This window comes from Bacillus sp. FSL M8-0071, from assembly GCF_037975455.1.
Lineage (GTDB): Bacteria > Bacillota > Bacilli > Bacillales > Bacillaceae > Bacillus > Bacillus subtilis.
In genome coordinates, this window is sequence record NZ_CP150256.1 from 546976 (window position 1) to 572988 (window position 26013).

A 26013-nucleotide genomic window follows, 5' to 3' on the forward strand; every position below is an offset into this window, starting at 1 on the left:
TAGAGGGAGGTTTATACAAAATTGGCTTTTAGAAAGGAAGGTCAGATGATGTTAGACAAGGACAGCGTAAAAGCAATAGATGTACAAACTGCTTCATTACAAAGCTACATCGGTTCACCAGAAAAACAAAAATCGTTATACAAGCGTACACTATTCGTTGTGAGTATCTCACAAATTTTTGGCGGTGCGGGGCTGGCGGCAGGAGTGACTGTCGGTGCGCTTATTGCACAGCAAATGCTTGGCACTGATGCGTTTGCTGGTCTTCCTTCTGCTTTATTTACTTTAGGATCAGCAGGATCTGCATTAATTGTTGGAAGACTTTCTCAACGTTATGGCCGTCGAACAGGTCTTTCAGCTGGCTTTATGATTGGCGGACTTGGAGCAATAGGCGTTATTATGGCAGCAATCATAAATAGTATTTTCTTGTTATTTATTTCGTTGCTTATTTACGGTGCTGGTACAGCCACTAATTTACAGGCCCGTTATGCTGGTACAGACTTAGCAAATCATAAGCAGCGAGCGACTGCTGTTAGTATTACGATGGTTTTTACTACATTTGGCGCAGTGGCAGGTCCAAGCTTAGTGAATGTGATGGGGGATTTCGCTCTTTCTATTGGTGTTCCATCACTTGCTGGCCCTTTCATTTTAGCCGCAGCAGCATATATGTTAGCAGGTGTGGTCCTTTTCATTATGCTTCGTCCAGATCCATTAGTTATAGCAAGAACAATAGAAGCGGCAAATGAAGAGCCTGGTGATAAAGGACATTTGGCGGCAGCTGAGCATACAGAAAACAAAAAAGGGATAATCGTTGGGGCAACAGTTATGGTTCTTACTCAAATAGTAATGGTAGCTATTATGACAATGACACCGGTTCATATGAGACATCATGGGCATGACTTGGGGGCAGTAGGGCTTGTTATTGGTTTTCATATAGGTGCTATGTATCTCCCTTCACTGGTTACAGGTGTTCTTGTAGATAGGTTGGGACGTACCGCAATGGCTATTTCCTCTGGAACAACGTTGCTTTTGGCAGGTGTAATAGCAGCATTTGCTCCGGGAGATTCTATGGTTCTTCTCGTCATTGCTCTTTCTTTACTCGGATTAGGGTGGAATTTTGGTTTGATAAGCGGGACTGCCCTTATTGTAGATTCAACTGATAGTGCCACACGAGCTAAAACGCAGGGGACAGTGGATGTTCTGATTGCGTTGTCAGGAGCTGCTGGCGGAGCATTATCTGGAATGATTGTGGCAGGGTCAAGTTACCTAGCATTATCATTTACTGGAGGGATGTTGTCCTTATTACTCATTCCAGTGGTGGTATGGTTTAGGGGACGATAAAGGATAGGATTGTTTAATTTACATTAATTTGTTATATTGTTAGATAAAGTCTATTGCGTCGTCTAATAATCTAACTAACTATAGTTGCTCCATTAAATCTAAATCAGCAATTTTGGTATAAAGATTTGTGACCAGGATTCCTTATAGCTGTGTCACTCACTGCATATTCTTTAATTGAATCACATAAAATGGTTATCGGATTTGAAAAAGGCAGGATTACTCGCTTTAGGTAAAGGAGTCATAACGTTGTTAAAAAGGTTTTCTCTTGTTTTTGTTACACTAATGATGTCTATACTTGTTGTTTTAGCGGCCGCTAAAGAGTCGCCTGGAGATCATGTCATCTCATTTGATGAACCTCTTATCTTGATGATCTCAATTGGGATCGTTGTATTTTTATTTATCCCTCCATTAGTCATGTCCTTTTTTGGCAATTTGGTTGTAAGAATAATATCTGGTGTATACCAATGTTTTATCGTTTTCACTTTTCTGGGGCTCATTCCAATTGGATTTCTTATTCCCAATGGCTTTTTGACAATTCTAGTTTCTATTGCAGGAACTTTAGTCAGTATAGCTAGTGTTGCCGTAACCTTATGCATTGGCAAGAATAAAAAAGATATATAATAATTGAATTGTTATTTTTTCAGATTGTCAGTGAAATAATAAAACAAGATGAGAAGGCTTTGTGGGCCTTCTCTTTTTATGTTGTGGACATGGATATAGCCCATGATATTTTTTGTTGTTGCATCATCCTCACTTTAAGCTTAATCTATTGAATAATAAGAGAAGGAACCTATAGAAGAATAAAATAAATACCGAGATGTCAAAAATAAAACTGGACTTCATTATTATCAATTCACGTAAATGTAAAAAGCTTGGAAAGAGGGGAATTCCTTCATGACAAATAGCAGAACGAATCCGAAGGTTGATGAATTTTTAAGTAAAGCGAAAAAGTGGAAGGAAGAATTTGAGAAGTTGAGAACCATCATTCTTGACTGTGAGCTGACTGAAGATTTTAAGTGGATGCATCCTTGTTACACATACAATAATAAAAATGTCGTTTTAATACATGGGTTTAAAGAATATTGTGCGCTTCTGTTCCACAAAGGCGCCTTATTACAGGATGCCCATGGAATTCTCATTCAACAAACGGAGAATGTACAGGCGGCGCGCCAGATTCGGTTTACAAATGTTCAGAAAATAAATGAGCTAGAAAACATTTTGAAAGCCTATATTCACGAAGCCATTGAAGTTGAAAAAGCCGGTTTGAAAGTGGATGTTAACAAAAATATTGAATTGAACATTCCTGAAGAACTTCAAAAAAAATTCGATGAAATCCCTGCCTTGAAAACTGCTTTTGAAGCATTGACCCCGGGACGGCAAAGAGCATACACTCTTTATTTTTCTCAAGCCAAACAATCCAAAACCCGAGAATCGAGAGTCGAAAAATATGTGCAAAAAATTCTCGATGGAAAGGGATTAAAGGATTAGGCACGCCAAGGTTCAGGCTAAAGGAATAGCATCATAGCGTAATAAGATCCTTTCTATAGAAGAAAAACAAGCATAGTAAGATGCTTGTTTTTTCTTAGGACAACATTCACTTACTGCTGAAATGCTTCTTTAGATTAACATTGTATGCCACTAGCAGCGCTATAAAATATTAATGCAACACCTAGAAATAGCTCAATGGTACGGCTCATCACATTTAGAATGCCTAGGAGAACTAATAGAACCGGAAGATTTTTCAGCAAGTTACTGCACTTCAAACTTTGTTTTTATATTAATATATCTTATTTCCTTATTAACCATTGTATTTAGTCAGGTACAGACAAACGAATACTGATTAATGAATCATCATGATATCAATGAGCCGCTTGATTTTTTCATTGTCACCTGTATCAACATACACTGTTTTTCTGTTTTTTATGATATTCTCAGTCACTTCCCTCATGACGCCTTTTTCTACATCATCAGCAGAATCCCATCGTAAAGGCACATTATATACATGAATCGTGCCATCCCCATTGCCATGATAAGTGACTGATCCATCCACTAAACGAGAACCTGCTAACTGGGTTACATCTTCTGGATAGCTGGCACTTGTATCATCATTAGGATTAATTGGCTCGCCAGCCGAAATATGTCGAACATTTAATTCATCTATCTCTTGATTAGGTCCAAGTTGAAGCCAAACTCTGGCATATTCAATTTTTTCCGAAGAGTATGCTGCCAATACATTGTCTTCTTTGCTTTTCTCCTCTGCTGAAGAGGTATCATTTGCAGCTTTTGTTGCGGATTCTTCTGATTCTGTTATTGGCTCCGCTTCATCCTTGCGTATTTTGGTTCTCTCTTCAGGCTCAGTGTGTTTTTCGTCAGTTTGCACAGCAGAAGGTTGATGTGCTTCTTCATCCTTACTGCCCGTACATCCAGCAAGCAAAATCATGAGCAGCAGGGCAGTATTGCAATAACATATCTTTCTGCGTTTCTTCATTCTTTCATTCCTCTCCATTAACTCAGGTCAGCTTCATATATAAGTTTATGTATCTAAATATTACCATGGAATAGATAGGATGATATTGAAAACTGTTTAAGAAGAGGAAACGATCTTGAATAACATCGCGAAAACTTAAGAATTCTTAAGAAGTTTTGCCCCTTTTTCTTCAGGTTTTGAATGTAAAGTGGGATATAAATGCAAAACAAATGGAGAGATTAGATATGAAACGCCTGTTATTCTTATTTCAGTATATAGTGAATCCGAGAACTGTTGGTGCGATCCTTCCTAGTTCAAGGTATCTTGGAGATAAAATGGTGGAAGGAATTGATTTCAAGAAGGCTGCATACATTGTCGAATATGGGCCGGGTACGGGTGTATTCACAAAAAAACTGCTTGAAAAAAGAAGACCTGAAACGACTATTTTATTAGTGGAGCAAAATGAAGAATTTTATTTACTATTGAAAGAGACATTTAAAGACGAAAAGAATGTATTCATTGTAAATGGATCTGCTGAAAATAGCAGCCAGTATGTAAAGGATTATGGTATGCCTTATATAGACTATGTGATTTCTGGCCTTCCCTTTGCAAGCTTGCCAAAAACTGTTTCAGCCAACATTTTATTAGATACCGCAAAGATTTTAAAAAGAGATGGTGAATTCATTACTTTTCAATACACTACGTTGAAAAAACCGTTTTTTGAACAGTTTTTTACCAAAATAGATGTAAAAAGAGAGCTTAGAAATGTACCGCCGGCTTATGTCTTTAGCTGCTCGATGCCGCAAAATGATTTGGAGGAATTATATGGAGTCGAACGTTCTTATTGTTGATGATGACAAAGACATTAGAAATCTCATCTCTGTTTATTTAGAAAATGAAGGCCTGCACACTCAAAAGGCTAAAGACGCAATCGAAGCTTTAAACCTGTTGGGACAAAAAGAATTTGACCTCATGATTTTGGATATTATGATGCCCAACATGGATGGAATTGAAGCATGTATGAAGATTAGGCAAGAACGAAATCTGCCTATTATCATGCTTTCTGCAAAATCGGAGGATATGGATAAAATTCAGGGACTTGCCGCTGGTGCCGATGATTATTTATCAAAACCGTTTAACCCATTAGAATTAATCGCCAGGGTTAAATCTCAGTTAAGAAGATATAAAAAATACAATACTGATACAAGCAGCACGAAGAACATCATTGAAATTGGTGACTTGACCGTAAATACAGATACACGGCAAGTATGGGTGCGGGGCCGGGAAGTGAGGCTGACCCCAAAAGAATTTGATATACTCGAACTTCTTTGCATCAACAAAGGAATGGTTCTGAGTGTGGAGAAGATATATGAAGCAGTATGGAAGGAAGACTTTTTTAAGTCGGACAACACTGTCATGGTCCACATTACAAAAATCAGAGATAAAATAGAAGAGGATTCCAAACATCCCATTTACATCAAAACTGTTTGGGGAACGGGATATAAAATATGAGAAAGTTTGGAAATAAGCTGGTTGCAAAGCTTCTTGGCGCGATTGCAATTAGTTTTCTTGTTTCATTGGGTATGATGGCACTCATTATATTATCGAACGTCTATCTACAAAAGATGAATTATCTCAAAGAGTTTAGCATCCGGAGCAGCTATTTTATGATACTGCTTCAGTTTTCGGCAGCTATTCTTACTTTTATTGCAGTTTTTTTTATCATGGCACGGAAAAAAATATTATATTTGAAGCTTATTACTGAGAGTGTTCATCATATTGCTAATGGAAAATTAGGCTTGACCATCAGGATTGAAAGTAGGGATGAATTGACCCGGCTTGCACAAAACATTAATGATATGTCCAAAGAGTTAGAAAAAAAGTTTGAACACGAAAGACAGTTAGAAAGGTCGAAAAGTGAACTGATTTCAAATGTATCCCATGATTTAAGAACACCATTAACATCAATTATCGGATATTTGGATTTATTAAAAAAAGGGCAATACGACAGTAAAGCGCAATTTCAGGAATATCTTCAAACGATTGATTCGAAATCGCAAAGACTGAAATACCTGATTGATGAACTGTTTGAGTATACGCATTTATCGAGCCCGGACGTTAAGTTAACCTGTAAAGAAGCTGATTTGTCAGGTTTATTGGAACAAATAATAGGAGAATACATTCCCATTTTTGAAAAGGAACGACTAAGTGTTCAAAAATCAATTGCAGAAGACAATGTACCTGTTGTAATGGATATAGAAAAGATGGTTCGCGTTTATGATAATCTCTTTATGAATGCGATAAAATACAGCAGGAAACCATCTGAATTATTCATAAGCCTTGAGATCATTGGTGACAAAGCACTTTTGAAAATTTCTAATCAAGTTGAGGGTTTTCCGGCTGACAATATAGACAAATTGTTTGAACGGTTTTTCAGGGGTGATAAGGCGAGAACAGATCAACAAGGAAGCGGCCTTGGGCTAGCCATTTCAAAAAGAATTGTTGAGCTTCATAATGGTAATATCCATGCGGATTATAGAGAGGGCTGGATGAGCTTTATTGTCGAACACCCCTTGTGTATATAAAAGCTTATGGAGGAAAGTTTCCATAAGCTTTTTTCTTTAGAATAAAACTTAAGAAACCTTAAGAATTTTACGGAGAGTTTCTTCATTCTTATTGCTTATCATGTAGGTATGGAAAGTGAGGAGAGTGTAGAAATTGAAAAGTAAATTTCTTATTTTAGCTTTGTGGTTTTTAGCCATTTATATAGCAAAGGAATTTCATTTACTGTCACTCGATATGGATGATTTACAGGAATTTATATCGGAGAATACAAAATACGCAATGCTGCTGTTTATTGCGCTCTGGATCATTAGACTTCTCTTTTTTATTCCAGGTGTGACTCTCATGTTTTTTGGGGGAGTATGCTTTGATCCGGTTGTGAGCTTTATATTGTCGATAGCTGGCATTTTTTTGAGCGAAACCTTGGTTTACGTTTTTTCAAGAATGTTTTCAAGCGGGAACATGATGAAGGATTTAGAACGTAAATATCCAGAGTTGAAAAAATTATTGGAGACTTACAATTATAAGTTTTTGGCGCTGGGGATGATTTGTCCAATAGCTCCAACAGATGTCGTTTGTTTTTTATCGGCAGCTGTAGGAATCAAGTATACCACTTACATTTTAACGGTTATCGTTACGAATATCCCTTTATTGATATTTTCGAGTTTCATTGTGATCAATTTTAGTGAGTCATTAATGGGAACTGTATTGGTTGTCGCATCATTTGTTTTGGTTTCTATTGTATCCATTAAAATGTGGAACACCCTTAAGCATAAACGGAGCACATAGAAATGCCACGGGACTAGCCATTTATAGCTTATAAGCACCTGTAGAGATTTAAGTTCTTTCGGTATCCAATAATACCAAGGGTATAACTGCCCTTGGTATTATGTTCTGCTGCACATATATAAACCCTCCATTTTCGTTTGTAGATCCTTTTTAATTTTTGTATTTTAGGTTGAATGATCACCAGAAGAAAAATGAACGCATGATCTGAAAAGCTGTTTTGTCGCAAAATAAATAAATCAACGATAACAATCTCGCTACTACGATAGATTTTGATTACTGTATATAATCGTTTTTTAGTAAATGCTCTTTCATTTTTTGAATTGCCTTCGCTTCGTCGGCTCCATTTGCGTGTATATATATTTTGGTTCCGGGTTTAATTCCTAAATCCATAATATCCATTATGGATTTGGGTGATTGTTTGAGGTTAACAGTTTTCCCTTGGTATTCAAGAAAAATGTCTGATGTAAACCGATGAGCTATACTGACTAACAGGGTAGCCGGTCTCGCAAACCCTGTTTCCTTAATGATCGTAAATTGTCTTTTAATCATTCTTCACCTCATTAAAGTCTGCCTCTTGACGGATTTATAGTTGGGTTGCAGATCAAATTTGAATTTAGAGTACCTTTAGGATAAGTGATCTAATTTCATCATTTTCTCTGCATTTTGAAATAACACCCTTTCTTTGTGTTTACAAAATAATTCTCAACTAACTAAAATGGACAATGACTTCATTCGAGAAAAAAGCATGATTCACTAATCAACATTTGTTTATTATTGTAAATAAAAACTTGGTGTGTACAATGGTTACATTCAGGCGATTTGTTGATTATTCAACATTCCACTCTAAATTGTTGATTATCTTAAGAAAGTTTGGTGAAAAGCTATGTCCAAAGTGGATAGAAGAATAACCAAAAGCCAAGAGGCTATTAAAATAGCTCTGATTGAGCTGATGACTGAAAAAAGTTTTGATCATATTACGATTAAGGAAATTTCTGAAAGGGCAAATGTAAACCGGGGAACAATCTATCTTCATTACTTAGATAAATTTGATCTATTAGAAAAAATTATGGAAGAGCATATAAACAATATGGGAGATTTTTGTGAGTCGGCAGCTGAAATGGACTGGATTGAATCGACTGTACACTGCATGGAATACCTTGAGAGTAATTATTTATTCTTTTCGACGATGTTAGCCAGTGAAGGCGCTCGATATTTTCGCAGTCAGTTCCTTAAGTTTAATATCGAAGAGTTCAGGAAAGATGTAGATGTAACGAAAGGCAAGAATTACGGCCAAAGTGAAGATGTCATTGTTGAATTTATAGCAAATGCTTACGTAGGGGTAGTGGAATGGTGGTTAAAAAACGAAATGCCTTATCCGCCTCGTGTCATGGCAGAAAAAGTGGGGGATTTATTAGAGAGGATTTTATAATGGAGGCAGGAAATGGGTGTTGACTTATTTGTCTAGGCACTTCGATCGCATACAAAATACCAAGGGCCAGCAACCCTTGGTATTTTTATACCTTCATGCATTTTTGAAGTTTATGCTTAAAGGTCTGCCTTACTTTGCAAATCGCCGAGCTGCTGCAACGCACATGATAACGGCGATATTCACTGCTACGAGTGCCCAGCCTACTTTCTCGTGCAGAATCACTGAGGCAAGCAGCAGTCCAAAAAAAGGCTGGAGAAGCTGGAGCTGCCCAACCGCTGCAATTCCCCCTTGGGCAAGACCTCGATACCAGAACACAAAGCCGATCAGCATGCTGAATAAGGATACATATGCAAGACTGAGCAGTGCGGGAACGCCGATCGCCGACCATGAGTCCGGCGTAAAAAAGAACGACAATGGCAGCATAAGAGGAAGCGACAGAACGAGTGCCCATGAGATCACCTGCCAATTCCCCAGACGCCGTGAAAGTTTGGCCCCTTCTGCATAACCAAGACCGCATACGACAATAGAAGCCAGCATGTACGCGTCGCCAAGCGGGGATGAACCTCCCCCCTGAATGAGGGCGAAACCTGCTACTAACAAGCTGCCGGCAGCTGAGAAAATCCAGAAGACGGGACGGGGGCGTTCACCCCCGCGCAGTACGCCGAAGGCCGCCGTTGCGAGTGGAAGAAGTCCAATGAAGACAATGGCGTGTGCGGATGTGACATGCTGAAGCGCTAAAGCTGTCAGCAACGGGAAACCAATCACTACGCCGAACGCTACCACTAACAATGAAATGAGATCTCTTTTGGCAGGATGCTGCTGCCGGAAGATGAGAAGGAGACCTCCCGCCAGTACACCAGCTATCGCAGCACGGCAAACTGTGAGAAATAACGGATCGAAGTCTGACACAGCCAAACGGGTCGCAGGCAGCGAGCCGCTGAAAATGAGTACGCCTATAAAACCATTTATCCAGCCATTTGTTCGTTTGTTCATTACAATCACTCCACATATCTTTCTTGTTCATTGTCTGTATTTTCTTAACAAAACCAGCAGCTAAGGATTACAATGACTATAAACTGGAATTGGCCTTTTTTAAACGGCCAGTTTTCATAAAAAAATGCATACCAGTTAGGAGAACAACGTGCAAATGGATATCACGCCTTTTTTGAATAGAACTCTGGATATTCCGCTTTATCAGCAGCTTTATCGGTATTTTAAAGAAAATATGCATCGGGGCCGTATTCAAAAAGGAATGAAGCTTCCTTCAAAAAGACTCCTGGCGAATCAGCTTTCCATCAGCCAAACGACTGTAGAACGTGCCTATGAACAGCTCGCTGCTGAGGGCTATATTGTGAGCAAGCCAAGAAGCGGGTGGTTTGCTGATTATCATGATTCTGATTTTGCTTATGATAGAATGCCAAGCACAACACCCATCCAACAAGAAGCAGAAGAAAATAAACAATGGATTGATTTTCATTATGGAAATGTAGATTCTTCTTACTTCCCTTTTTCCGCATGGCGAAAAAGCATGGTCAATAGCTTAGACCAATATGGACACGAGCTTTATCGGCCGGGACATGTTTTAGGAGAGTTTGAGCTGAGAACACTCATTGCAGAGTACCTGTATCAATCTCGGGGTGTTCATTGCGGCCCTGAACAAGTGATTATAGGTGCCGGGAACCCTATTCTGCTGCAAATCTTGTGCCAAGTTTTTGAGCCGAATATTTCTATAGGGTATGAGGATCCTGGTTATCCAAGAGCACGCAAAATTTTTGAAGCCAATCGCATGAATATTGTTCCGATACCAGTCGATGAGGAAGGAATCTGTATACAGAAGATCAAAGAACAGCAGCCAAACCTTGTATATGTCACACCTTCCCATCAATTTACGCTGGGAACAATCATGACGATCAACAGAAGAATTCAGCTGCTCAAATGGGCGGCCGAAAATCAATCCTTTATCATAGAGGATGATTATGACGGGGAATTTAGGTACACAGGACAGCCGGTTCCTTCTCTGCAAGGGCTTGATCAGCATAACCGTGTCATTTATATGGGCACTTTTTCTAAGTCTCTTTTGCCCTCGCTGCGTATCAGCTATATGATTCTTCCTTCGCCTCTTTTAAAAAAGGGGCATGAAATCACGTCCTTATATAAGCAGACAGTGTCCTGCCACAGTCAGCTAACCCTAGCTGAATTTATAAAAAATGGAGAGTGGCAAAAACACATCAACAGAATGAGAAAACTTTACCGCAAAAAAAGAGCCATTGTATTAGAGGCAGTGCAAAGGGAATTAGGAGAGCATGTCAGAATCCGCGGAGAAAACTCTGGGCTTCGTATCTTACTTGACGTTTATTTGCCATTTGGTGAAAAAGAGTTAATTGAGAAGGCGAAAAAACATGGAGTAAAAATTTATCCTGTTTCTCTTTCTTATCAACATCATCCTCCTACAAAAACGGTTTCGCTCGGGTTTGCAGGGGTTTCTGAATCCGACATAAGAGAAGGCATAAAAAAACTGAAGGCTGCCTGGAAGATATGAGGGAGCTTTCAGTTTAGCAAAACGGCCAAGTGACGGAACTAAGTGTTGAGAGCTGTTCAATATTTTTTAAGTATATGATGAGTGCCAGCAGTCCAGCCCACGATATGTCTGTTTAGCGAAAAACAGAATTTTTTATTTGCTCATCACAGTGCTAAAATAAACAAAATAGACAATTGAAAAATAGAGGTGTAAGAATGAAGTTAGATGAGTTTACAGTTGGCCAGGTCTTCAAAACGAAATCATTAAAAGTATCAAAAGATGATATTATGCGGTTTGCGGGTGAATTTGACCCTCAGTATATGCATGTAGATGAAGAAAAAGCGAGTAAAGGCAGATTTAATGGAATTATCGCTTCCGGCATACAAACACTGGCCATATCTTTTAAACTTTGGATTGAAGAAGGTTTCTATGGAGACGATATTATAGCCGGAACAGAGATGAATCATATGACATTCATAAAACCCGTATATCCGGATGATGAATTGTTTACAATTGTTGAGGTTCTTGATAAGCAGCCAAAGAGAAATGAATTGGGAATACTCACAGTATTGCTATCTACTTATAATCAAAAAGAAGTAAAAGTGTTTGAAGGTGAGTTATCTGTATTGATCAAACGATAACTCAGAAAGCCCGCTTTTCGCGGGCTCGATTGAAGCAGATGGGTGAAAGATGTTAGCGGGTTTCTTTTGAAAAATAAGAGGTTAAAATATCATAAACAATAGGCAAAGAAGTAAACCCCTCATTTTCTAGAAAATGACCCCCGTGCTGGACTTCGTATAACGCAGCGTCAATTTGTTGTGCCAGCTCCTTGCTCCATGAAAATGGAACAATTTGGTCGTTCTTAGAAGCAATGACAGCACGGTGCTTCGCGGACTCGATGATTTTTTGATGATCAAACGATCCCTGTGTAAATTCATCTAACATCTGTAAAGTGGGCAATGATTTGGCAAAGCCGGAAACAAGAATGATTCCGCCAAGCTGTTTTCGCAATTGAATATGTTCCAAAAATCTCAAAATGGCGGGGCACCCTAAGCTGTGAGCAACCAAATACGTATTTTCATGTAAAGTGTGCTGATATAAAGAGAGTGTATCCAGCCAATCCTCAAGTCTTGGCTGGAGCGGATTAGGCATGTTTAAAATGTCTGCTTGGACCCCATCTGCGAGCAGACGTTTTTTCAGCCAAGGGAACCAATGATTTGTTGAGGAGGCTCTGTAGCCATGAATGATATAGACTTGTTTTGTCATTATTTCCTCCTAAGAAATATTTTCATTCAGTATAAAATTCCTCTCATTGGGAAACAAGTACGCACTTTTTTGTAAGTAGCTTTACATATGAGGCATTCCTTGTGCCATTCCCCACTTACACATTTCATCTATGAGGGGGTACAAAGATCGCCCTCTGTCAGATAACGAATACTCTACTTTCAGTGGGGTTTGAGAAACCTCAGACCGATGAATAAGGCCGTCAGTTTGCAATTCCTTAAGCTGTGCGCTTAACATTTTATGGGTGATGAAGGGCATAGCCCTTTTCAGCTCGCCGTATCTCATCGTTTTTTCACACCCTAACTCATAGAGTATTCTCATTTTCCATTTGCCCCCTATAAGAGATAAGGTGTATTCAAATGGGGCTTGTTTACTGCGGCACAAGCTATTCACTGTAATCAAACCTCCTTTTTTTAGTATCATAACAGAATAATTCAGGGTTTTCGGTGTTGAAGTTTGAGGGCGATTCACGATCTGAAGTGAAAGGGGCCGCTTGCTCAACAGGCGGCACGGTACATGAATGTTCTAAGTCAAAGAGGGTTACCTTACTGTTAATTACTTTATTTTAAAAAATGCATGTTTTTAGCTGAAAATATCTATTATGGTATATTTAAATATAACGAAATATTTGAGAAATGAGGAATGGTATGAATACAACCAAAAAACATAAGAAATTTAAAGCGAAAATGATTCTCCAAATCATCATGGTTATCATTGGAGGAATCATTGCGGCATATGGACTAGAAACAGTGCTCATTCCAAACAGTGTATCTGATGGAGGGGTGACGGGTCTTAGCATCGTTGGTTCACAGCTATTCAACTTGCCGCTGGGGATTTTGATTGCTGTGATCAACATTCCATTTGTCTGGTTAGGATATAAGCAAATTGGGAAAAGCTTTGCATTATTATCAATTATCGGAATCGTATCGCTTGCCGCGGGGACAAGCTTTTTCCACCACACACCCGCTATCATAGAAGGAGATACCCTTTTAATTACCGTTGTCGGCGGGATTATCCTTGGATTTGGAATGGGGCTGGCGCTGCGTAATGGCGGCGCATTAGATGGTATTGACATGCTTGCTGTGCTGCTATCCCGAAAACTGCCATTCGGAACGAGCGATCTCATTCTATTCTTAAACCTATTTGTGTTTATTTTTGTTTCCACAGTATTTGGCTTACAAGGGGCATTGCTTTCAGTCATTGCTTACTACATTGCATCCAAAGTGATTCATGTTGTGGAGGAAGGCTTAAGCGGCTCTAAAACCTTTCAAATTATTACAACCCAACCTGAATTAATGGTAGAGACAATACGTGATCAATTAGGCCGAAGCGCCACATATAAAGAAGCTTACGGGGGTTTTTCCCACGAGAAATTTAAAGAAATCACATGTGTCATCAACCGTTTAGAAGAAACCAAACTAAAGGAAATTATTAATGATATTGATAAATCCGCCTTTGTCACCGTATATGACGTAGCTGAAGTGAAGGGCAGCAATTTTAGAAGTCTTAATCATCATTAAAAAATAGAATGACCTTTTTAACGGTAACTGACATATCGCCGGTAAATGTAATCAAAAACACTTTTTGAGGGCTTGTGGGTGTCACCGGTGAAGGTCTGAATCACAGAAATACCAAGGGCGTCAAAACCCTTGGTATTTTTTCTGGTTATTAGATTTTATCTTCAGCTTTACGTGCTGCTTCGAGCTTATCAATCCTGTCTTTATATTTTTCTCCCCAGTCCTTCATGTGCAGGATAACAGGTTCTAATGTTCTTCCAAACTCAGTTAAAGAGTATTCGACTTTTGGAGGGACCTGTTTATAAACCTCGCGGTGAATCACGCCATCCCGTTCCAATTCTCTTAATTGTAGCGTGAGCATACGCTGGGTAATTTTTGGGTATAGTTTTCGAAACTCATTAAACCTCTTTTTACCGTCAATGAGATGATAAAGAAGAATGCCTTTCCACTTACCTCCGATGATATCTAATGTTGTCTCCACCGGACATCCTTCAAAGTCATCAGAAGAATAATCAATGCCGAGTTTACGATTTCTCAAGCTGTTCACTCCTAATAGTATACTTTTTGATACTATATACATTCAATGTGCGTACTTTTTATATTTTAATATACATCATATAATGATGTCACATCTAAGGAATGAAAGGAATGGATCATATGAAAACACTCGTACTCGTTGTACATCCGAATATAGAATCCTCTCGTATCAATAAAAAGTGGAAAGAAGCCGTTTTAAGTGAACCAGATGTAACTGTCCATGATCTTTATGAAAAATATCGCGATCAACCAATTGATGTGGAATTTGAACAACAGCAGCTCCTGGCCCATGACCGTATCGTTTTTCAGTTTCCATTATACTGGTACAGCAGCCCACCGCTTTTAAAACAGTGGTTTGATGAAGTGTTTACGTTTGGCTGGGCTCATGGTCCCGGCGGAAATAAATTGAAGGGGAAAGAGTGGGTAACTGCCATGTCCATCGGTTCACCTGAACACTCTTATCAAGCCGGCGGATATAACTTGTTTTCGATAAGCGAGCTGACAAAACCGTTCCAAGCATCTGCCCATTTAGTAGGCATGACCTATCTGCCTTCCTTTGCCGAATATCGCGCCAATACAATCAGTGACCAAGAAATTGCCGAAAGTGCGAATCGGTATGTAAAGCATATTACAAATATAGAATTAAACCCGAAGGTTCGCCTGCAAAGGTATTTGAAACAGCTGGAGGGTGTCGATTTAACATAAAGATTGATTTTGGAAAATCCTGTACTCACCAAGCAGGATTTTTTCTTGTTCAACAGAGGGATTTTAACATATAGCAAAAAAAGAAGAAGCCACCAAAAATAAGCTATTTGCTTGGTCCTGACTGCTTATTTTTGGTGAAATACTTATTTCTCTGTGATGAAATAAAGCAAAGCGATGACCGGAAAAGCGATTCCAATCCATAATGCTGTACTCCATCCGCCTGAGGCATATGCCCATCCTCCAATTGATGACCCTATCGCACCGCCTAGAAAGAAGATCGCCATGAATAATCCGTTTAATCGACTGCGAATTTCAGGCGCCAACGAAAAAATAGCACGTTGACTGAGCACGAGGTTTGCAGATACACCCATATCTAACAGAATAGCTGCGGCCACTAGAACTGTTATACCGACGGGGGAGCTGCTCTGAATCATGAGCGGCAGTAATAAAGAGACAACGACAACACCGAGAGCGATTCCAGTGGCAAGCCGGGTCAAGCCTCGATCAGCCAGCCGGCCGCCTATTGGTGCAGCGACTGCACCCGCAATGCCCACCAATGCGTAGAGTGCTATTGCCTTCTGAGAAAAATGAAAATCAGGACCCGACAATAATAAAGGAACGGTAGTCCAGAACAAGCTGAAAGCTCCAAATACAAACGCATGATAGATGGCACGGCGGCGTAAGACTGGAGTCGTGCGCAGCAGTTTCCACATTGAACCGAGTAAGGCAGTATAGTTTGTATTTGCTGTTGGTTTTCTGGCAGGAAGCACTTTTGATAATACGATGGCCAGGATAACACTTACCACGGCGGACAAAGCGAATATTGCATTCCACCCCCAGATATCAGCGACTAGACTAGATATCGGACGGGAAAGCATAATACCGAGTAATAAGCCGCTCATGACATTGCCAACAACCCGGCCGCGTGCAGCGTCTGATGCAAGGTATGATGCAAATGGAACAAGCACTTGGGCTGCGATTGACCCCAATCCGACGAAAAACGCAGCTGCTAAAAACAGTGTTCCATGCTTCACAAATGCTGTTAGTGTCAAAGCCGCTGCGCTTAGAAGGAGCGATGCAACGACAAGTTTTTTGTTTTCGATAATATCTCCTAAAGGGACAAGGAATAGTAAGCCGGCAACGTATCCGATTTGGGTGAGTGTGACGATCAATCCAGCACTGCCTGGAGAAAGTCCAATTGCCTTACTAATTAATCCGACCAAGGGTTGTGCATAGTAAAGATTAGCAACAATGATACCGCATGCTGTTGCGAGAAGAAGGGTTAAACTGGGTGAGATCCTCTGACCTGCTTGTTTGTTTCCATTAGCCATAAGAATGAACTCCTTTTTAAGTGGTTTTTTGAGTGTAATCATGACTTCTCAACACAAGTGATTTTATAAACTGAACGTTCAGTTTTGTTGATTAATGAAAATAATATACTAAACGTTCAGTTTTGTAAATGGATTTCTGTTTTCTTTTTTATTTAGGTTAAGTATACTGAACGTATAGTTTATATTTCGGGAAGGAATGATTCATGTGCAGAGTAAACGAGGGCGGCCGCGTGATGAAGGAACGCATAAGGCGATTCTATCTGCAGCCTATGGCCTATTGCTGGAAAAAGGCTTCGATGCGGTGACAGTCGATAAAATTGCCGAGCGTGCGAAAGTGAGTAAAGCAACGATTTATAAATGGTGGTCTAACAAAGCTGCCGTTATCATGGACAGCTTTCTTTCGACAGCGACGGACAGGCTGCCTGTGCCTGATACAGGGTCGTCAGTACAAGATATAGTAACCCACGCCACGAATTTAGCTAGGTTTTTGACAAGCCGGGAAGGAACCGTTATTAAGGAATTAATAGGGGCAGGGCAGTTGGATGAAAAATTGGCAGAAGAATATCGCACGCGATTTTTCCAGCCTCGCCGCCTCCAAGCGAAAGGCCTTCTAGAAAAGGGAATTCAGAAAGGTGAATTGAGAGAGAATCTTGATATTGAAGTAAGCATAGATCTCATTTACGGACCAATTTTCTATCGTCTGCTTATAACAGGGGATGAGGTGAATGATTCCTATGTGCATGATTTGGTGATGAACGCGTTTAAGGGAGTTCAAGCTACCTCTGCTACAGAGAGTATGTAGCTGATAAGAACTGCAAAAGCTACGGTTTATATGACAAATTGGTTCTCTCTAATCGCACAGTGAAAGATAAGATTTTTGTTGCTGAGCGGAATCATCGAGGGAAAAGTTCTCTTATCGGATGTCGAAAAAGAAGTCATTCAATCGTGAATACATATTATTACATTTCCTTTTCATCGATTGGAACAAGGGTTCTATACTTCAATGGAATATCGCAAAGTTGGAGTATTTAAAGAACAGGGGAAAACGATGGCCATTATGTAGGTGTCATGGCAATGGAAAAATACTTGCAATGTAAACAGGCCTCTAAAGAGACCTGTTTTTTAATATCCAGATGATTGTCTAGTTTCAGCTTGGGCTCTATGACCACTCCCATAACTGAAATAGTCTAATATTTATACCGGAATATTTGATGTTCCAAATATAAGGGATTGTTTATATAAATAAAAGTTTATATAATGACGGGGGCGCTAAGGAAACGCGGGGAGCGACTCAGGTTTTGTTCGAAGTTTTGATCCTTAAGATATACGGAGCGCTACATATGGAAACGTAAAGGGGAATGTATAATCATTTGGCGTGTATATAATGATTTGCTTATATATTGATTTGGGAAGGAGGAGCTCATATGACGATTGATGTTGCGGCGATGACTCGTTGTTTGAAAACACTTAGTGATCAAACTAGGCTTATAATGATGAGATTATTTCTTGAAAAAGAATATTGTGTCTGTCAATTGGTTGATATGTTCGAAATGAGCCAGCCCGCCATAAGCCAGCATTTGCGGAAATTAAGAAACGCAGGTTTTGTGAATGAGGACAGAAGAGGCCAATGGCGTTATTATTCAATAAATGGTTCCTGTCCTGAGTTTGATACATTGCAATTGATCTTACATCAAATCGATCAGGAGGATGAATTGTTAAACCATATCAAACAAAAGAAAACTCAAGCGTGTTGCCAGTAAGGAGGCATTAGATTGACATCAATGATTTTGGCAGTATTCATCTTTTTATTAACTCTAGTATTGGTCATATGGCAGCCGAAAAATTTATCTATAGGGTGGTCAGCCTGTGGAGGCGCAGTTTTAGCTCTAATAGCAGGTGTTGTCAATTTTCATGATGTGTTAACTGTGACAGGGATTGTTTGGAATGCGACCTTGGCTTTTGTGGCCATCATACTGATATCGTTAATTCTTGATAATATCGGTTTCTTTGAATGGGCAGCGCTTCATATGGCTAAGGCTGCAAAAGGAAACGGTGTGCGGATGTTCGTTTATGTATCTCTATTAGGAGCTATTGTCGCCGCGTTATTTGCAAATGACGGTGCAGCTCTTATATTGACACCAATCGTATTAGCGATGGTCAGAGCATTACATTTTAATGAAAAATTAGTTTTTCCTTTTATCATTGCCAGCGGATTTATTGCGGATACCACTTCGCTTCCTTTAGTAGTGAGCAATTTGGTCAACATTGTTTCAGCGGACTATTTTCATATTACGTTTATTGATTATGCATCCAGAATGGTTGTCCCGTACTTGTTTTCGCTGCTGGCGAGCATCATTGTACTTTACCTTTTCTTTAGAAAAAGCATACCAAAACGCTATGATCTGACTGAGGTTAAAAAACCTGTTGAAGCAATTAAAGATCAAAACATGTTCAGACTGTCATGGTATATCTTAGGGCTGCTGTTAATTGGATATTTTGCAAGTGAATTTTTTTCTATCCCTGTATCAGTGGTAGCGGGTAGCATTGCGATCATTTTCTTAATCGCTGCGCAAAAGAGTCCGGCCGTCCATACAAAGAAAGTGGTGAAAGAGGCGCCATGGGCTATCGTATTCTTTTCAATTGGCATGTATGTTGTTGTGTATGGTGTCCGAAATGCCGGATTAACGGATGTCCTTTCAGATGTGATTCAAGCCGCAGCTGATCAAGGATTGTTTGCTGGGACAATTGGAATGGGCTTTATTGCGGCGATTCTTTCTTCCATTATGAATAACTTGCCGACTGTTATGATTGACGCATTGGCGATTGCCGGTACAGATACACATGGGATGATGAGAGAAGCGCTTATTTATGCAAATGTGATCGGTTCAGATTTAGGACCTAAAATAACACCGATTGGTTCCTTGGCGACATTATTATGGCTTCATGTTCTTTCGCACAAAGGTATGAAGATTTCCTGGGGCACGTATTTTAAAACAGGAATTATCCTCACGATACCCACTTTATTGATCACACTTGTCGGCCTGTATATTTGGCTGCTGATAATCCATTCTTGTTTCTAAAAGGACAAGGTCACTATATCAAGGAAAATAATGCACAGGTAACTCTTGCCGCAGCCAAATGGCTGAAGGGTGGGGGAGAGAATATCTTGGGGACAAGTGGAATGAGTATAGCGCTGAAATCGAATGTCATGGATGACATCTGAAAGCTGTCAAAGCTATGAAAGAAGCAGGGATTGATATTTCAAATCAAACATCGGATAAATTTGATGATCCGACAAAAGCACACGGAACAGAAGAAGTGTTTCCAAAGGGTCCGTGATGAAATTGGTGACCGTTTAAAACAGTTTGCTGTAACTGGGGAATAAAGAATCGATATACTAGCGTTTCCTTGGGTTATATAATGCAATGTGTTGTTCAACAGGTGTCTGCGAGCTGAGTGCAGACACCTGTTTTTATTAGTCTGAGATTCGTAACAGGGAAGTTATTTAGCTGGTGACAGAGGAAAATTGATTTGTGAACAGAATCATGAAGGAGACGGTGTTTTAAAGGAGTTGTCTGTTTTGCAGGAATTAACAAAAGAAAAATACAGTAGCTTAAAAACAATGTTTGATGACAAATATTGTCCCACATTTGTCTATTCAATATTAGACCAAACCATTCCGGGAGCTGTTTATGCAGATGATCAAACCTTTCCTAAATCGTTTTTTATAGGAACTGAATCAGGCATTTATTTTATTGCGGGAGACCAAGGGAATCGGGATTTTCATGATTTCATTGAGGATATTATGAAGAACAAGTGAAATCATCAAAACGATTTACCTTGTTTTCTTCCAGTGATACATGGGATAGCGTACTGAAACCCATACTGAAAGATGACTTAAACCAAATGAGAAGAGCTGCATTTTCTTATCAACCAAAATCTTTCAAAAAGACTTTGCAACTGCCAAAGGGGCTTGTATTGAAAAGAATTGACGAAGACATCATTTCACATAGCACAGCGTTTAACAGCGCGTATTATGAGGAGTATTGGAATTCTGTCTCACAGTTTGCTTCAAAAGGTTTTGGATTTGCCGTATTACATGGCAATCACGTAGTAAGTGAGTGTACCTCTATATTTTTAGGGCATAATCGAGCGGAAATGGATATCTATACACTTGAAGAATATAGAGGACTGGGGTTAGCTTATTGCGTAGCAAATAGGTTTATAGCGTTTTGTATGGAAAATGGGATTGTTCCTAGCTGGGATTGTGATATTTGCAACAATTCGTCCATTGCATTAGCAGCTAAACTAGGGTTTAAGACGGTAACGGAATACACTATTTACTACTCTGGCTAACCTTAATGAAAGAACCTTAAAAGGAGATACCAACCGATGTTGGTATCTTTTTTGTTTTAGAGTTTTTTTACCCTTTTAGCAGAAAAATGGGTGATGAAAATCTTATTCATTTTATTTACTTTTAGGTAGGTAAAACATACCCCGCCAACTGTAACCACTCCGCCTAGCAGAGAGAGCAGTGTGGGTATCTCGCCGATCCAGAGCCAAGATATGATCAAGGCTAAAGCCGGTGTAACATAAAGTGAAAGGGTTGCTTCTGAAGCACCGACGAGTGAAGTGACATATGCTAGTGCGAAGTAAGGAATAACCGTCGGCAATAATCCTAAGTAAACGATAGACAAAGTTGCGCTTATTGAAGCGTTCATCATCTCTTCGCCTAAGCCTGGCAGAAACACAAGCATAGGTATTGTTCCGCCCCAAATGGTGAATGTAACGAATGGAATAAAACCATATTTTTTTATATAGCGGGCTTGAAAAACGAAATAAATACTCTCCGAAAATGCTGCCAGCAGGATGACCAAGATACCGCTCATTGAATATGTAAAGTCTCCCGCCCCAAATGCAATCAATAATACACCCAATAAACTGATCATAGAGCCAAGCCATTTCGCAAATCCAAAATGCTCTTTATAAAACAGGCGGGATAGCATGGCTGAGAAGATCGGTGCCGTAGTAACGAGTAAGCTTGCAACTCCGGCACTAACTGTTTTTTCACCGATGTTCAGCAAAATGTGATAGAGTGCAAATCCTAAAAACCCTAAAAGAAAAATGGCAGGAATGTCTTTCAAGTCGGGTAGGCGCATCTGAGTCAAAACAGCAAAAAGCAATAATGCCATAGAGCCGATTAACAAACGAAATAAAGCAAGGTGTTCTGGCGTGTACCCTTCAAGTCCTGCGCGAATTCCCGGAAAAGCAGATGCCCATAAACCAATCATGAGACTATGAGATATCATTATTTGAACTGTTTTCTTTCGCATTCCTCTCACTCCTCTTTACAAAAACCAACCAGTTATTTAATGTGTTTCTATACTAATAAAGATTTGATGATATGGCTTCAACCAGTTCAATAGATTTTGACCCAACCAATTTATTTTAAGGAGACCGATTCTATGAGCTTTCCAGAAGAAAAAAAGATGAATAAGCTCCCTAAGTACAGACAAATCGTTCATTTTATTAAAGAGAAAATAGGAAATGGAGAGTGGCCGATTGGAAGCAAGATTCCAAGCCAGCGCACGCTTGCAAAAGATTTTCAGGTAAATCGGAGCACAGTGATTACAGCGTTAGAGGAATTGATGGCCGATGGGCTAATAGAAGGCACAATGGGGAAAGGCACAGTTGTTATCAACAACACATGGACACTGATGGCTAAGAATTCTGCTCCCGATTGGGATCAATATGTCACCTCTGGCATTCAGATGCCAAGCCGAAAAATCGTTCAAGAGATAAATCAATCAGAATCAAATACAGACCTTATACAGCTCAGTAAAGGTGAACTTTCAGCTGAGATTTTTCCTTTGGCTGTTATGAAAGAAATGATGGGGAAGGTATCTCAACACATGGAGGCATTCGGATATGAAGAACCAAAAGGTTACTTACCTTTGAGGGAGGCATTAAGCAACTATTTAAAAACCATTGGAATCAACGTCTCATCTTCTTCCATTCTGATTGTCTCAGGAGCGTTGCAAGCCTTGCAGCTGATATCAATGGGGCTGTTACAAAGGGGATCAACCGTTTATCTTGATCAGCCCTCCTACCTTTATTCATTACACGTATTTCAATCAGCTGGTATGAAGCTGACTGGACTTCCTATGGATAATGAAGGACTTTTGCCTGAAAATGTTCATTTAACAAGAGGAGAGCGGGGAAGGGCTATCTTATATACAAATCCATGTTTTCACAATCCGACTGGTATTCTTATGTCTAAAAAGCGGCGTGAAGAGATCCTGACAGTAAGTGAGAATACACAGCTTCCTATTATTGAAGATGACATTTATCGTGAGTTATGGATCGATGAAATTCCGCCATATCCTATTAAAACAATTGATAAAAATGGACACGTACTGTACATAGGAAGTTTATCGAAAACATTAAGCCCAGGTTTGAGGATTGGATGGATCGTCGGACCGGAACCGGTGATTGAACGTTTATCTGACATTAAAATGCAAACAGATTACGGATCCAGTTCGCTATCCCAGAGAGTAGCGGCAGAGTGGTTTACTTCCGGCCACTACCAGCAGCATGTAGAAAAGGTTAGGCAGCAATTAAAGGTGAGAAGAGAATTGGTCTTGAGTGCTTTAGAAACTCATTTGAAAGATGTGGCGACATGGAATATCCCAAAAGGAGGGTTTTTTGTCTGGATAAAAATATTGCCTTCCATATCAATGAAATTACTTTATACTAAAGCCTTATCAAAAGGGATTCTGCTCAATCTCGGCAGTATCTATGCTCAGGAAAAAGGGAATTATATTCGCTTATCATATGCTTATGCATCTCTTGAAGACCTTCAAAAGGGGATTTATGAGCTGGGTTTAATGATTAAAGAATTGGCAAGCAGGTAACTTTTATATCCTTAAATGGATGTTTCACTAAAAAAGAGATCAAGCCTAATGATCGCTTGATCTGATAATAACAAGGGTTACTAGAATAGACCAAATCATGGTTCGGTCTTAAAATGATCATGTCTCTGAACGAAAAGTCTTTCCGACTTCTCTTCCTAAACCAAAGTAGTGTCTGAAATTATAGATAAGCGGGCTCCATTTGGAAGGGTTGATATGGTTTTCGTCCAGAATGATACTTTCCTCGGCATGAAAATGTAGTGCCTGCGTCTCTACAATTGCGAATGACGATTCATATTCTGGAAGCCGAATGTGTTTCACTTCGGCTTCTATTTGGATAGGGCATTCTTTGATTCGTGTTGGTGATACTGTTTTTGATTGTAAAGGCGTTAACCCTGCTGCCTCGTATTTTTCTTTTTTATATGTAAATCCGAGCTGCTTCTTTAAAGGCGGTATGCTTTTTTTTCCGCTATAAGATGAAATTCTTTCAACGTTTTCCCATAATTCCGGGCCAGGCAAGTTTATGACACACTCTTTGTGTCTTTCCAAATTGTCGATGGCTTTTCCTCCCAGTCCTACTCCAAGGATTATATAATGTCCAAGAGCCCAAGAAGAAGACATAGGACTAATATTAGTGGTTCCATCCTCATTCAATGTGGTTAGAAGAAATGTCGAGGTACCATAATACATGATCTTGGGTTTGATTTCCTTAAATCGACGAGTGTCTTGTTTTTTGATGTCCAACGTTTTTTCCTCCTTTCACGCTTACATTTATATTGTAAAGGATTAACATTTCAACTATCATCGAAATATGAATGTAAGGAGGAAAATCATGAATCCTAATATTGCAAAAATCTCTTCGCTGCTATCAGATCCCTCGCGTTCTTCCATTCTTCTCAGCCTGATGGATGGAAGGATACACCCTGCGGGAGAGCTTGCATATCTCGCTAACATTAAACCTCAAACCGCCAGTTTTCACCTGAATAAATTGCTTGAAGCAAAGCTGATTAGCGTAGAGAAGCATGGGAGACATCGGTATTACAGATTGGCTGACTCAGATGCTGCAAATGTGATCGAACAATTGCTTCATATTGCGCCTAAAGCAAAAATCAAATCTTTAAAAGAGTCAAAAGAGAAAAAGGACTTGCATTTCGCCCGTACCTGTTATGATCATTTGGCAGGTTATGTGGGCGTGCAAATGGCACATTCACTAGTTGAGAAGGGGATGTTAAAAAAAGTTGATTTAAACTTTAAAGTGACCTCAGAGGGGGCTTTATTCTTTTCGAAGTTAGGCATCAATGAAGAGCAACAACGGAATAAGAGGAGAGCTTTTGCCCGCTGCTGTTTGGATTGGAGTGAACGGCAGCATCATATTGCAGGAGCATTAGGAAACGCCCTATTGGTGCGCATGTTAGAAGAAGAATGGATCGTTCGTATGCCTAAAACGAGAGCGATTAGGATTACACAAAGCGGGAAAATCGCGTTTGAAAAGCACCTAAACGTGAAGATTTAGGACTTTGAAGCGGAAACACCAGATGATGAGGCACGATATCTAGGAGGAGTAAGATTTGTTCTAATCTTACTCCTTCTTCTTATTTTGAAGCAGCTCGATTCCCCATTGCAATAGAGATGCGGTTCCAACTGTTTATTTGATTAATGATGAGAACAAGGTCAACATATTGTTTTTCATCATAATGTTCCCGCACCCGATGATATAGCTCATCAGGAACCCTTTTAGATGGAATGAGCGTGATGTGTTCAGATAGTTCGAGAGCCGCTTTCTCTTCAGGTGAGTAAAAATCACATTCATTCCAAGCATGTAAACAGTAAATTCGCTGTTCAGTTTCTCCCATTTTGCGGGCATCGGACGTATGCATATCTATGCAGAAGGCACAGCCGTTGATTTGAGAGACTCTGATTTTGATTAGTTCTCTCGTCGTTCGGCTAATTGAGGATTGTTTCGTGTATTTCTCCATATCCATCATGATTTTCATACCTTCAGGTGCAATCTCATAGTAGGACACTCTTTGACTCATAAGGCAAGACTCCTTTCCATTGAATACCTAGATTGTATCCCGGTATTGATCATTTTACCAATGTGCGGTTTGAATGACAGCTGTTTCAGCGTCTTTTGGAAAGAAGTTTCTTTGAATAAAAATAAGGGTAGCCAGCAATGATGAGTGGGGCTGCTAATGCAAGCAGTATCCATGAGCCTGATTGGCTGTCTCTAGTGACTCTAATGAATATATAAGTACCGATCAGAAAATATAATAAAGCACCTAGAAACCAATACATGTTCATTCCTCTTTTTCCTTGCTTTTTGGTTGCGCATTTTTGTCTGTCATATGGCTTAATCGATCAGGGTTCTGATTTTTTAATACCTTTTCGGTCCGGATTCCTTTTCTCTTTAATGATAAAATTGTGAGATCAATCGATTTCAATGATGATCATTCCTTTAATGAATAGTAAGTTCCTTATGATTTTAAAGGTAAATTTGAAAAGATAAAACGTACATAGAGGCAGAACGTTCATGTACGTTTGGGCAATGATCACTTGTTGGAAACTCTAATGTTTCCCTGCACCTGATATTGTTGTGTTCCTTCTCTTCCTATAAAATGATTGGAT

At 39.6% G+C, this 26013-nt stretch carries 29 protein-coding genes and 2 pseudogenes; 19 read left to right on the plus strand and 12 right to left on the minus strand.

Translation table 11 applies throughout. The annotated features are described in order from the left end of the window. The first annotated feature begins 45 nt into the window (after positions 1-45). The 3 genes from MKX71_RS02835 to MKX71_RS02845 all read left to right on the plus strand — a co-directional run bounded on the left by MKX71_RS02835 (position 46) and on the right by MKX71_RS02845 (position 2826). Positions 46-1338, plus strand: coding sequence for an MFS transporter (locus tag MKX71_RS02835; protein ID WP_339232030.1), 1293 nt, complete (start codon positions 46-48; stop codon positions 1336-1338). A gap of 246 nt (positions 1339-1584) precedes the next feature. Beyond that, on the plus strand, positions 1585-1959 hold the full coding sequence (locus tag MKX71_RS02840) for a hypothetical protein (RefSeq protein ID WP_014478947.1): 375 nt from the start codon (positions 1585-1587) through the stop codon (positions 1957-1959). A gap of 273 nt (positions 1960-2232) precedes the next feature. Continuing rightward, positions 2233-2826 (plus strand): YdeI family protein, encoded by a 594-nt coding sequence (locus MKX71_RS02845; RefSeq protein WP_339231712.1) that lies wholly within the window; start codon positions 2233-2235, stop codon positions 2824-2826. A gap of 352 nt (positions 2827-3178) precedes the next feature. On the opposite strand, the gene MKX71_RS02850 is transcribed toward MKX71_RS02845, so the two are convergent. Further along, entirely contained in the window at positions 3179-3826 is a 648-nt protein-coding gene (locus tag MKX71_RS02850; RefSeq protein WP_339231713.1) for a hypothetical protein, read from the minus strand. A gap of 224 nt (positions 3827-4050) precedes the next feature. On the opposite strand from MKX71_RS02850, the gene MKX71_RS02855 reads away from it, so the two are divergent. From MKX71_RS02855 to MKX71_RS02870, 4 genes are all read left to right on the plus strand, one after another. Further along, a complete protein-coding gene (locus MKX71_RS02855; protein ID WP_029317369.1) occupies positions 4051-4656 on the plus strand; it encodes an rRNA adenine N-6-methyltransferase family protein in 606 nt (201 codons plus the stop codon). Further along, positions 4631-5317 (plus strand): response regulator transcription factor, encoded by a 687-nt coding sequence (locus tag MKX71_RS02860; RefSeq protein WP_029317368.1) that lies wholly within the window; start codon positions 4631-4633, stop codon positions 5315-5317. Before MKX71_RS02855 ends, MKX71_RS02860 begins: the two co-directional genes overlap by 26 nt. Continuing rightward, complete coding sequence (locus MKX71_RS02865; protein WP_029317367.1) at positions 5314-6390, plus strand: HAMP domain-containing sensor histidine kinase; 1077 nt, start codon at positions 5314-5316, stop codon at positions 6388-6390. The genes MKX71_RS02860 and MKX71_RS02865 overlap by 4 nt, the downstream gene beginning before the upstream one ends. Positions 6391-6523: 133 nt before the next feature. Beyond that, positions 6524-7156, plus strand: coding sequence for a VTT domain-containing protein (locus MKX71_RS02870; protein ID WP_029317366.1), 633 nt, complete (start codon positions 6524-6526; stop codon positions 7154-7156). A gap of 273 nt (positions 7157-7429) precedes the next feature. Here the strand turns inward: MKX71_RS02870 and MKX71_RS02875 are convergent, their stop codons facing one another. Continuing rightward, entirely contained in the window at positions 7430-7705 is a 276-nt protein-coding gene (locus MKX71_RS02875; RefSeq protein ID WP_042977066.1) for an HPr family phosphocarrier protein, read from the minus strand. Between the two features lie 334 nt (positions 7706-8039). Here MKX71_RS02875 and MKX71_RS02880 point away from each other — a divergent pair, with 334 nt between their 5' ends. Further along, positions 8040-8585 (plus strand): TetR/AcrR family transcriptional regulator, encoded by a 546-nt coding sequence (locus MKX71_RS02880; RefSeq protein WP_015252737.1) that lies wholly within the window; start codon positions 8040-8042, stop codon positions 8583-8585. Positions 8586-8714: 129 nt separating this feature from the next. Here MKX71_RS02880 and MKX71_RS02885 read toward each other — a convergent pair whose 3' ends face one another. Beyond that, positions 8715-9578, minus strand: coding sequence for a DMT family transporter (locus MKX71_RS02885; protein ID WP_251233433.1), 864 nt, complete (start codon positions 9576-9578; stop codon positions 8715-8717). 154 nt (positions 9579-9732) lie between these two features. Between MKX71_RS02885 and MKX71_RS02890 the strand changes: the two genes are divergently transcribed. Both MKX71_RS02890 and MKX71_RS02895 read left to right on the plus strand, forming a co-directional pair. Continuing rightward, positions 9733-11124, plus strand: a complete 1392-nt coding sequence (locus tag MKX71_RS02890; RefSeq protein ID WP_273796161.1) for a PLP-dependent aminotransferase family protein — start codon at positions 9733-9735, stop codon at positions 11122-11124. A 194-nt stretch (positions 11125-11318) separates the two neighbouring features. Further along, positions 11319-11744 carry a MaoC family dehydratase gene (locus MKX71_RS02895; protein ID WP_339231716.1) on the plus strand — a complete coding sequence of 142 codons (426 nt, stop codon included), beginning with the start codon at positions 11319-11321 and terminating at the stop codon, positions 11742-11744. A gap of 52 nt (positions 11745-11796) precedes the next feature. Here MKX71_RS02895 and MKX71_RS02900 read toward each other — a convergent pair whose 3' ends face one another. Beyond that, entirely contained in the window at positions 11797-12369 is a 573-nt protein-coding gene (locus MKX71_RS02900) for an alpha/beta hydrolase (protein ID WP_086343495.1), read from the minus strand. 81 nt (positions 12370-12450) lie between these two features. After that, the gene (locus tag MKX71_RS02905) at positions 12451-12780 is read right to left on the minus strand and encodes a winged helix-turn-helix transcriptional regulator (RefSeq protein ID WP_128422546.1); all 330 of its coding nucleotides are present in this window, start codon (positions 12778-12780) and stop codon (positions 12451-12453) included. Positions 12781-13034: 254 nt separating this feature from the next. Between MKX71_RS02905 and MKX71_RS02910 the strand changes: the two genes are divergently transcribed. Then, positions 13035-13907 carry a YitT family protein gene (locus tag MKX71_RS02910; RefSeq protein WP_024572357.1) on the plus strand — a complete coding sequence of 291 codons (873 nt, stop codon included), beginning with the start codon at positions 13035-13037 and terminating at the stop codon, positions 13905-13907. Between the two features lie 148 nt (positions 13908-14055). On the opposite strand, the gene MKX71_RS02915 is transcribed toward MKX71_RS02910, so the two are convergent. Next, positions 14056-14442, minus strand: coding sequence for a winged helix-turn-helix transcriptional regulator (locus MKX71_RS02915; protein WP_003242640.1), 387 nt, complete (start codon positions 14440-14442; stop codon positions 14056-14058). A gap of 110 nt (positions 14443-14552) precedes the next feature. Here MKX71_RS02915 and MKX71_RS02920 point away from each other — a divergent pair, with 110 nt between their 5' ends. Continuing rightward, on the plus strand, positions 14553-15146 hold the full coding sequence (locus tag MKX71_RS02920; RefSeq protein ID WP_015252732.1) for an NAD(P)H-dependent oxidoreductase: 594 nt from the start codon (positions 14553-14555) through the stop codon (positions 15144-15146). A gap of 143 nt (positions 15147-15289) precedes the next feature. On the opposite strand, the gene MKX71_RS02925 is transcribed toward MKX71_RS02920, so the two are convergent. Further along, positions 15290-16477 carry an MFS transporter gene (locus tag MKX71_RS02925; RefSeq protein ID WP_122895060.1) on the minus strand — a complete coding sequence of 396 codons (1188 nt, stop codon included), beginning with the start codon at positions 16475-16477 and terminating at the stop codon, positions 15290-15292. A gap of 205 nt (positions 16478-16682) precedes the next feature. Between MKX71_RS02925 and MKX71_RS02930 the strand changes: the two genes are divergently transcribed. From MKX71_RS02930 to MKX71_RS02950, 5 genes and pseudogenes are all read left to right on the plus strand, one after another. Then, complete coding sequence (locus MKX71_RS02930; RefSeq protein ID WP_020425115.1) at positions 16683-17279, plus strand: TetR/AcrR family transcriptional regulator; 597 nt, start codon at positions 16683-16685, stop codon at positions 17277-17279. A 622-nt stretch (positions 17280-17901) separates the two neighbouring features. Then, positions 17902-18237 (plus strand): metal-responsive transcriptional regulator AseR, encoded by a 336-nt coding sequence (gene aseR, locus MKX71_RS02935; protein ID WP_014478961.1) that lies wholly within the window; start codon positions 17902-17904, stop codon positions 18235-18237. 12 nt (positions 18238-18249) lie between these two features. Beyond that, positions 18250-19557, plus strand: coding sequence for an arsenical efflux pump membrane protein ArsB (locus tag MKX71_RS02940; protein WP_014478962.1), 1308 nt, complete (start codon positions 18250-18252; stop codon positions 19555-19557). Positions 19558-19615: 58 nt separating this feature from the next. Beyond that, positions 19616-19862, plus strand: a pseudogene (locus MKX71_RS02945) (hypothetical protein). A gap of 186 nt (positions 19863-20048) precedes the next feature. Continuing rightward, positions 20049-20833, plus strand: a pseudogene (locus MKX71_RS02950) (GNAT family N-acetyltransferase). 56 nt (positions 20834-20889) lie between these two features. Here the strand turns inward: MKX71_RS02950 and MKX71_RS02955 are convergent. Further along, positions 20890-21810 carry an EamA family transporter gene (locus MKX71_RS02955; RefSeq protein ID WP_339231717.1) on the minus strand — a complete coding sequence of 307 codons (921 nt, stop codon included), beginning with the start codon at positions 21808-21810 and terminating at the stop codon, positions 20890-20892. 132 nt (positions 21811-21942) lie between these two features. On the opposite strand from MKX71_RS02955, the gene MKX71_RS02960 reads away from it, so the two are divergent. Then, entirely contained in the window at positions 21943-23391 is a 1449-nt protein-coding gene (locus MKX71_RS02960) for a PLP-dependent aminotransferase family protein (protein ID WP_339231719.1), read from the plus strand. Between the two features lie 117 nt (positions 23392-23508). Here the strand turns inward: MKX71_RS02960 and MKX71_RS02965 are convergent, their stop codons facing one another. Then, positions 23509-24132: a flavin reductase family protein gene (locus MKX71_RS02965; protein ID WP_015252724.1), complete on the minus strand. Its 624-nt coding sequence runs from the start codon at positions 24130-24132 to the stop codon at positions 23509-23511. An 88-nt stretch (positions 24133-24220) separates the two neighbouring features. On the opposite strand from MKX71_RS02965, the gene MKX71_RS02970 reads away from it, so the two are divergent. Then, positions 24221-24901, plus strand: coding sequence for a winged helix-turn-helix domain-containing protein (locus tag MKX71_RS02970; RefSeq protein ID WP_198879000.1), 681 nt, complete (start codon positions 24221-24223; stop codon positions 24899-24901). Between the two features lie 79 nt (positions 24902-24980). Here the strand turns inward: MKX71_RS02970 and MKX71_RS02975 are convergent, their stop codons facing one another. The 3 genes from MKX71_RS02975 to MKX71_RS02985 all read right to left on the minus strand — a co-directional run bounded on the left by MKX71_RS02975 (position 24981) and on the right by MKX71_RS02985 (position 25829). Further along, the gene (locus tag MKX71_RS02975) at positions 24981-25424 is read right to left on the minus strand and encodes a carboxymuconolactone decarboxylase family protein (RefSeq protein ID WP_339231720.1); all 444 of its coding nucleotides are present in this window, start codon (positions 25422-25424) and stop codon (positions 24981-24983) included. An 85-nt stretch (positions 25425-25509) separates the two neighbouring features. Then, positions 25510-25689: a hypothetical protein gene (locus MKX71_RS02980; protein ID WP_010886421.1), complete on the minus strand. Its 180-nt coding sequence runs from the start codon at positions 25687-25689 to the stop codon at positions 25510-25512. Further along, positions 25686-25829 carry a hypothetical protein gene (locus MKX71_RS02985; RefSeq protein WP_003243880.1) on the minus strand — a complete coding sequence of 48 codons (144 nt, stop codon included), beginning with the start codon at positions 25827-25829 and terminating at the stop codon, positions 25686-25688. The genes MKX71_RS02980 and MKX71_RS02985 overlap by 4 nt, the downstream gene beginning before the upstream one ends. Positions 25830-26013: the final 184 nt, after the last annotated feature.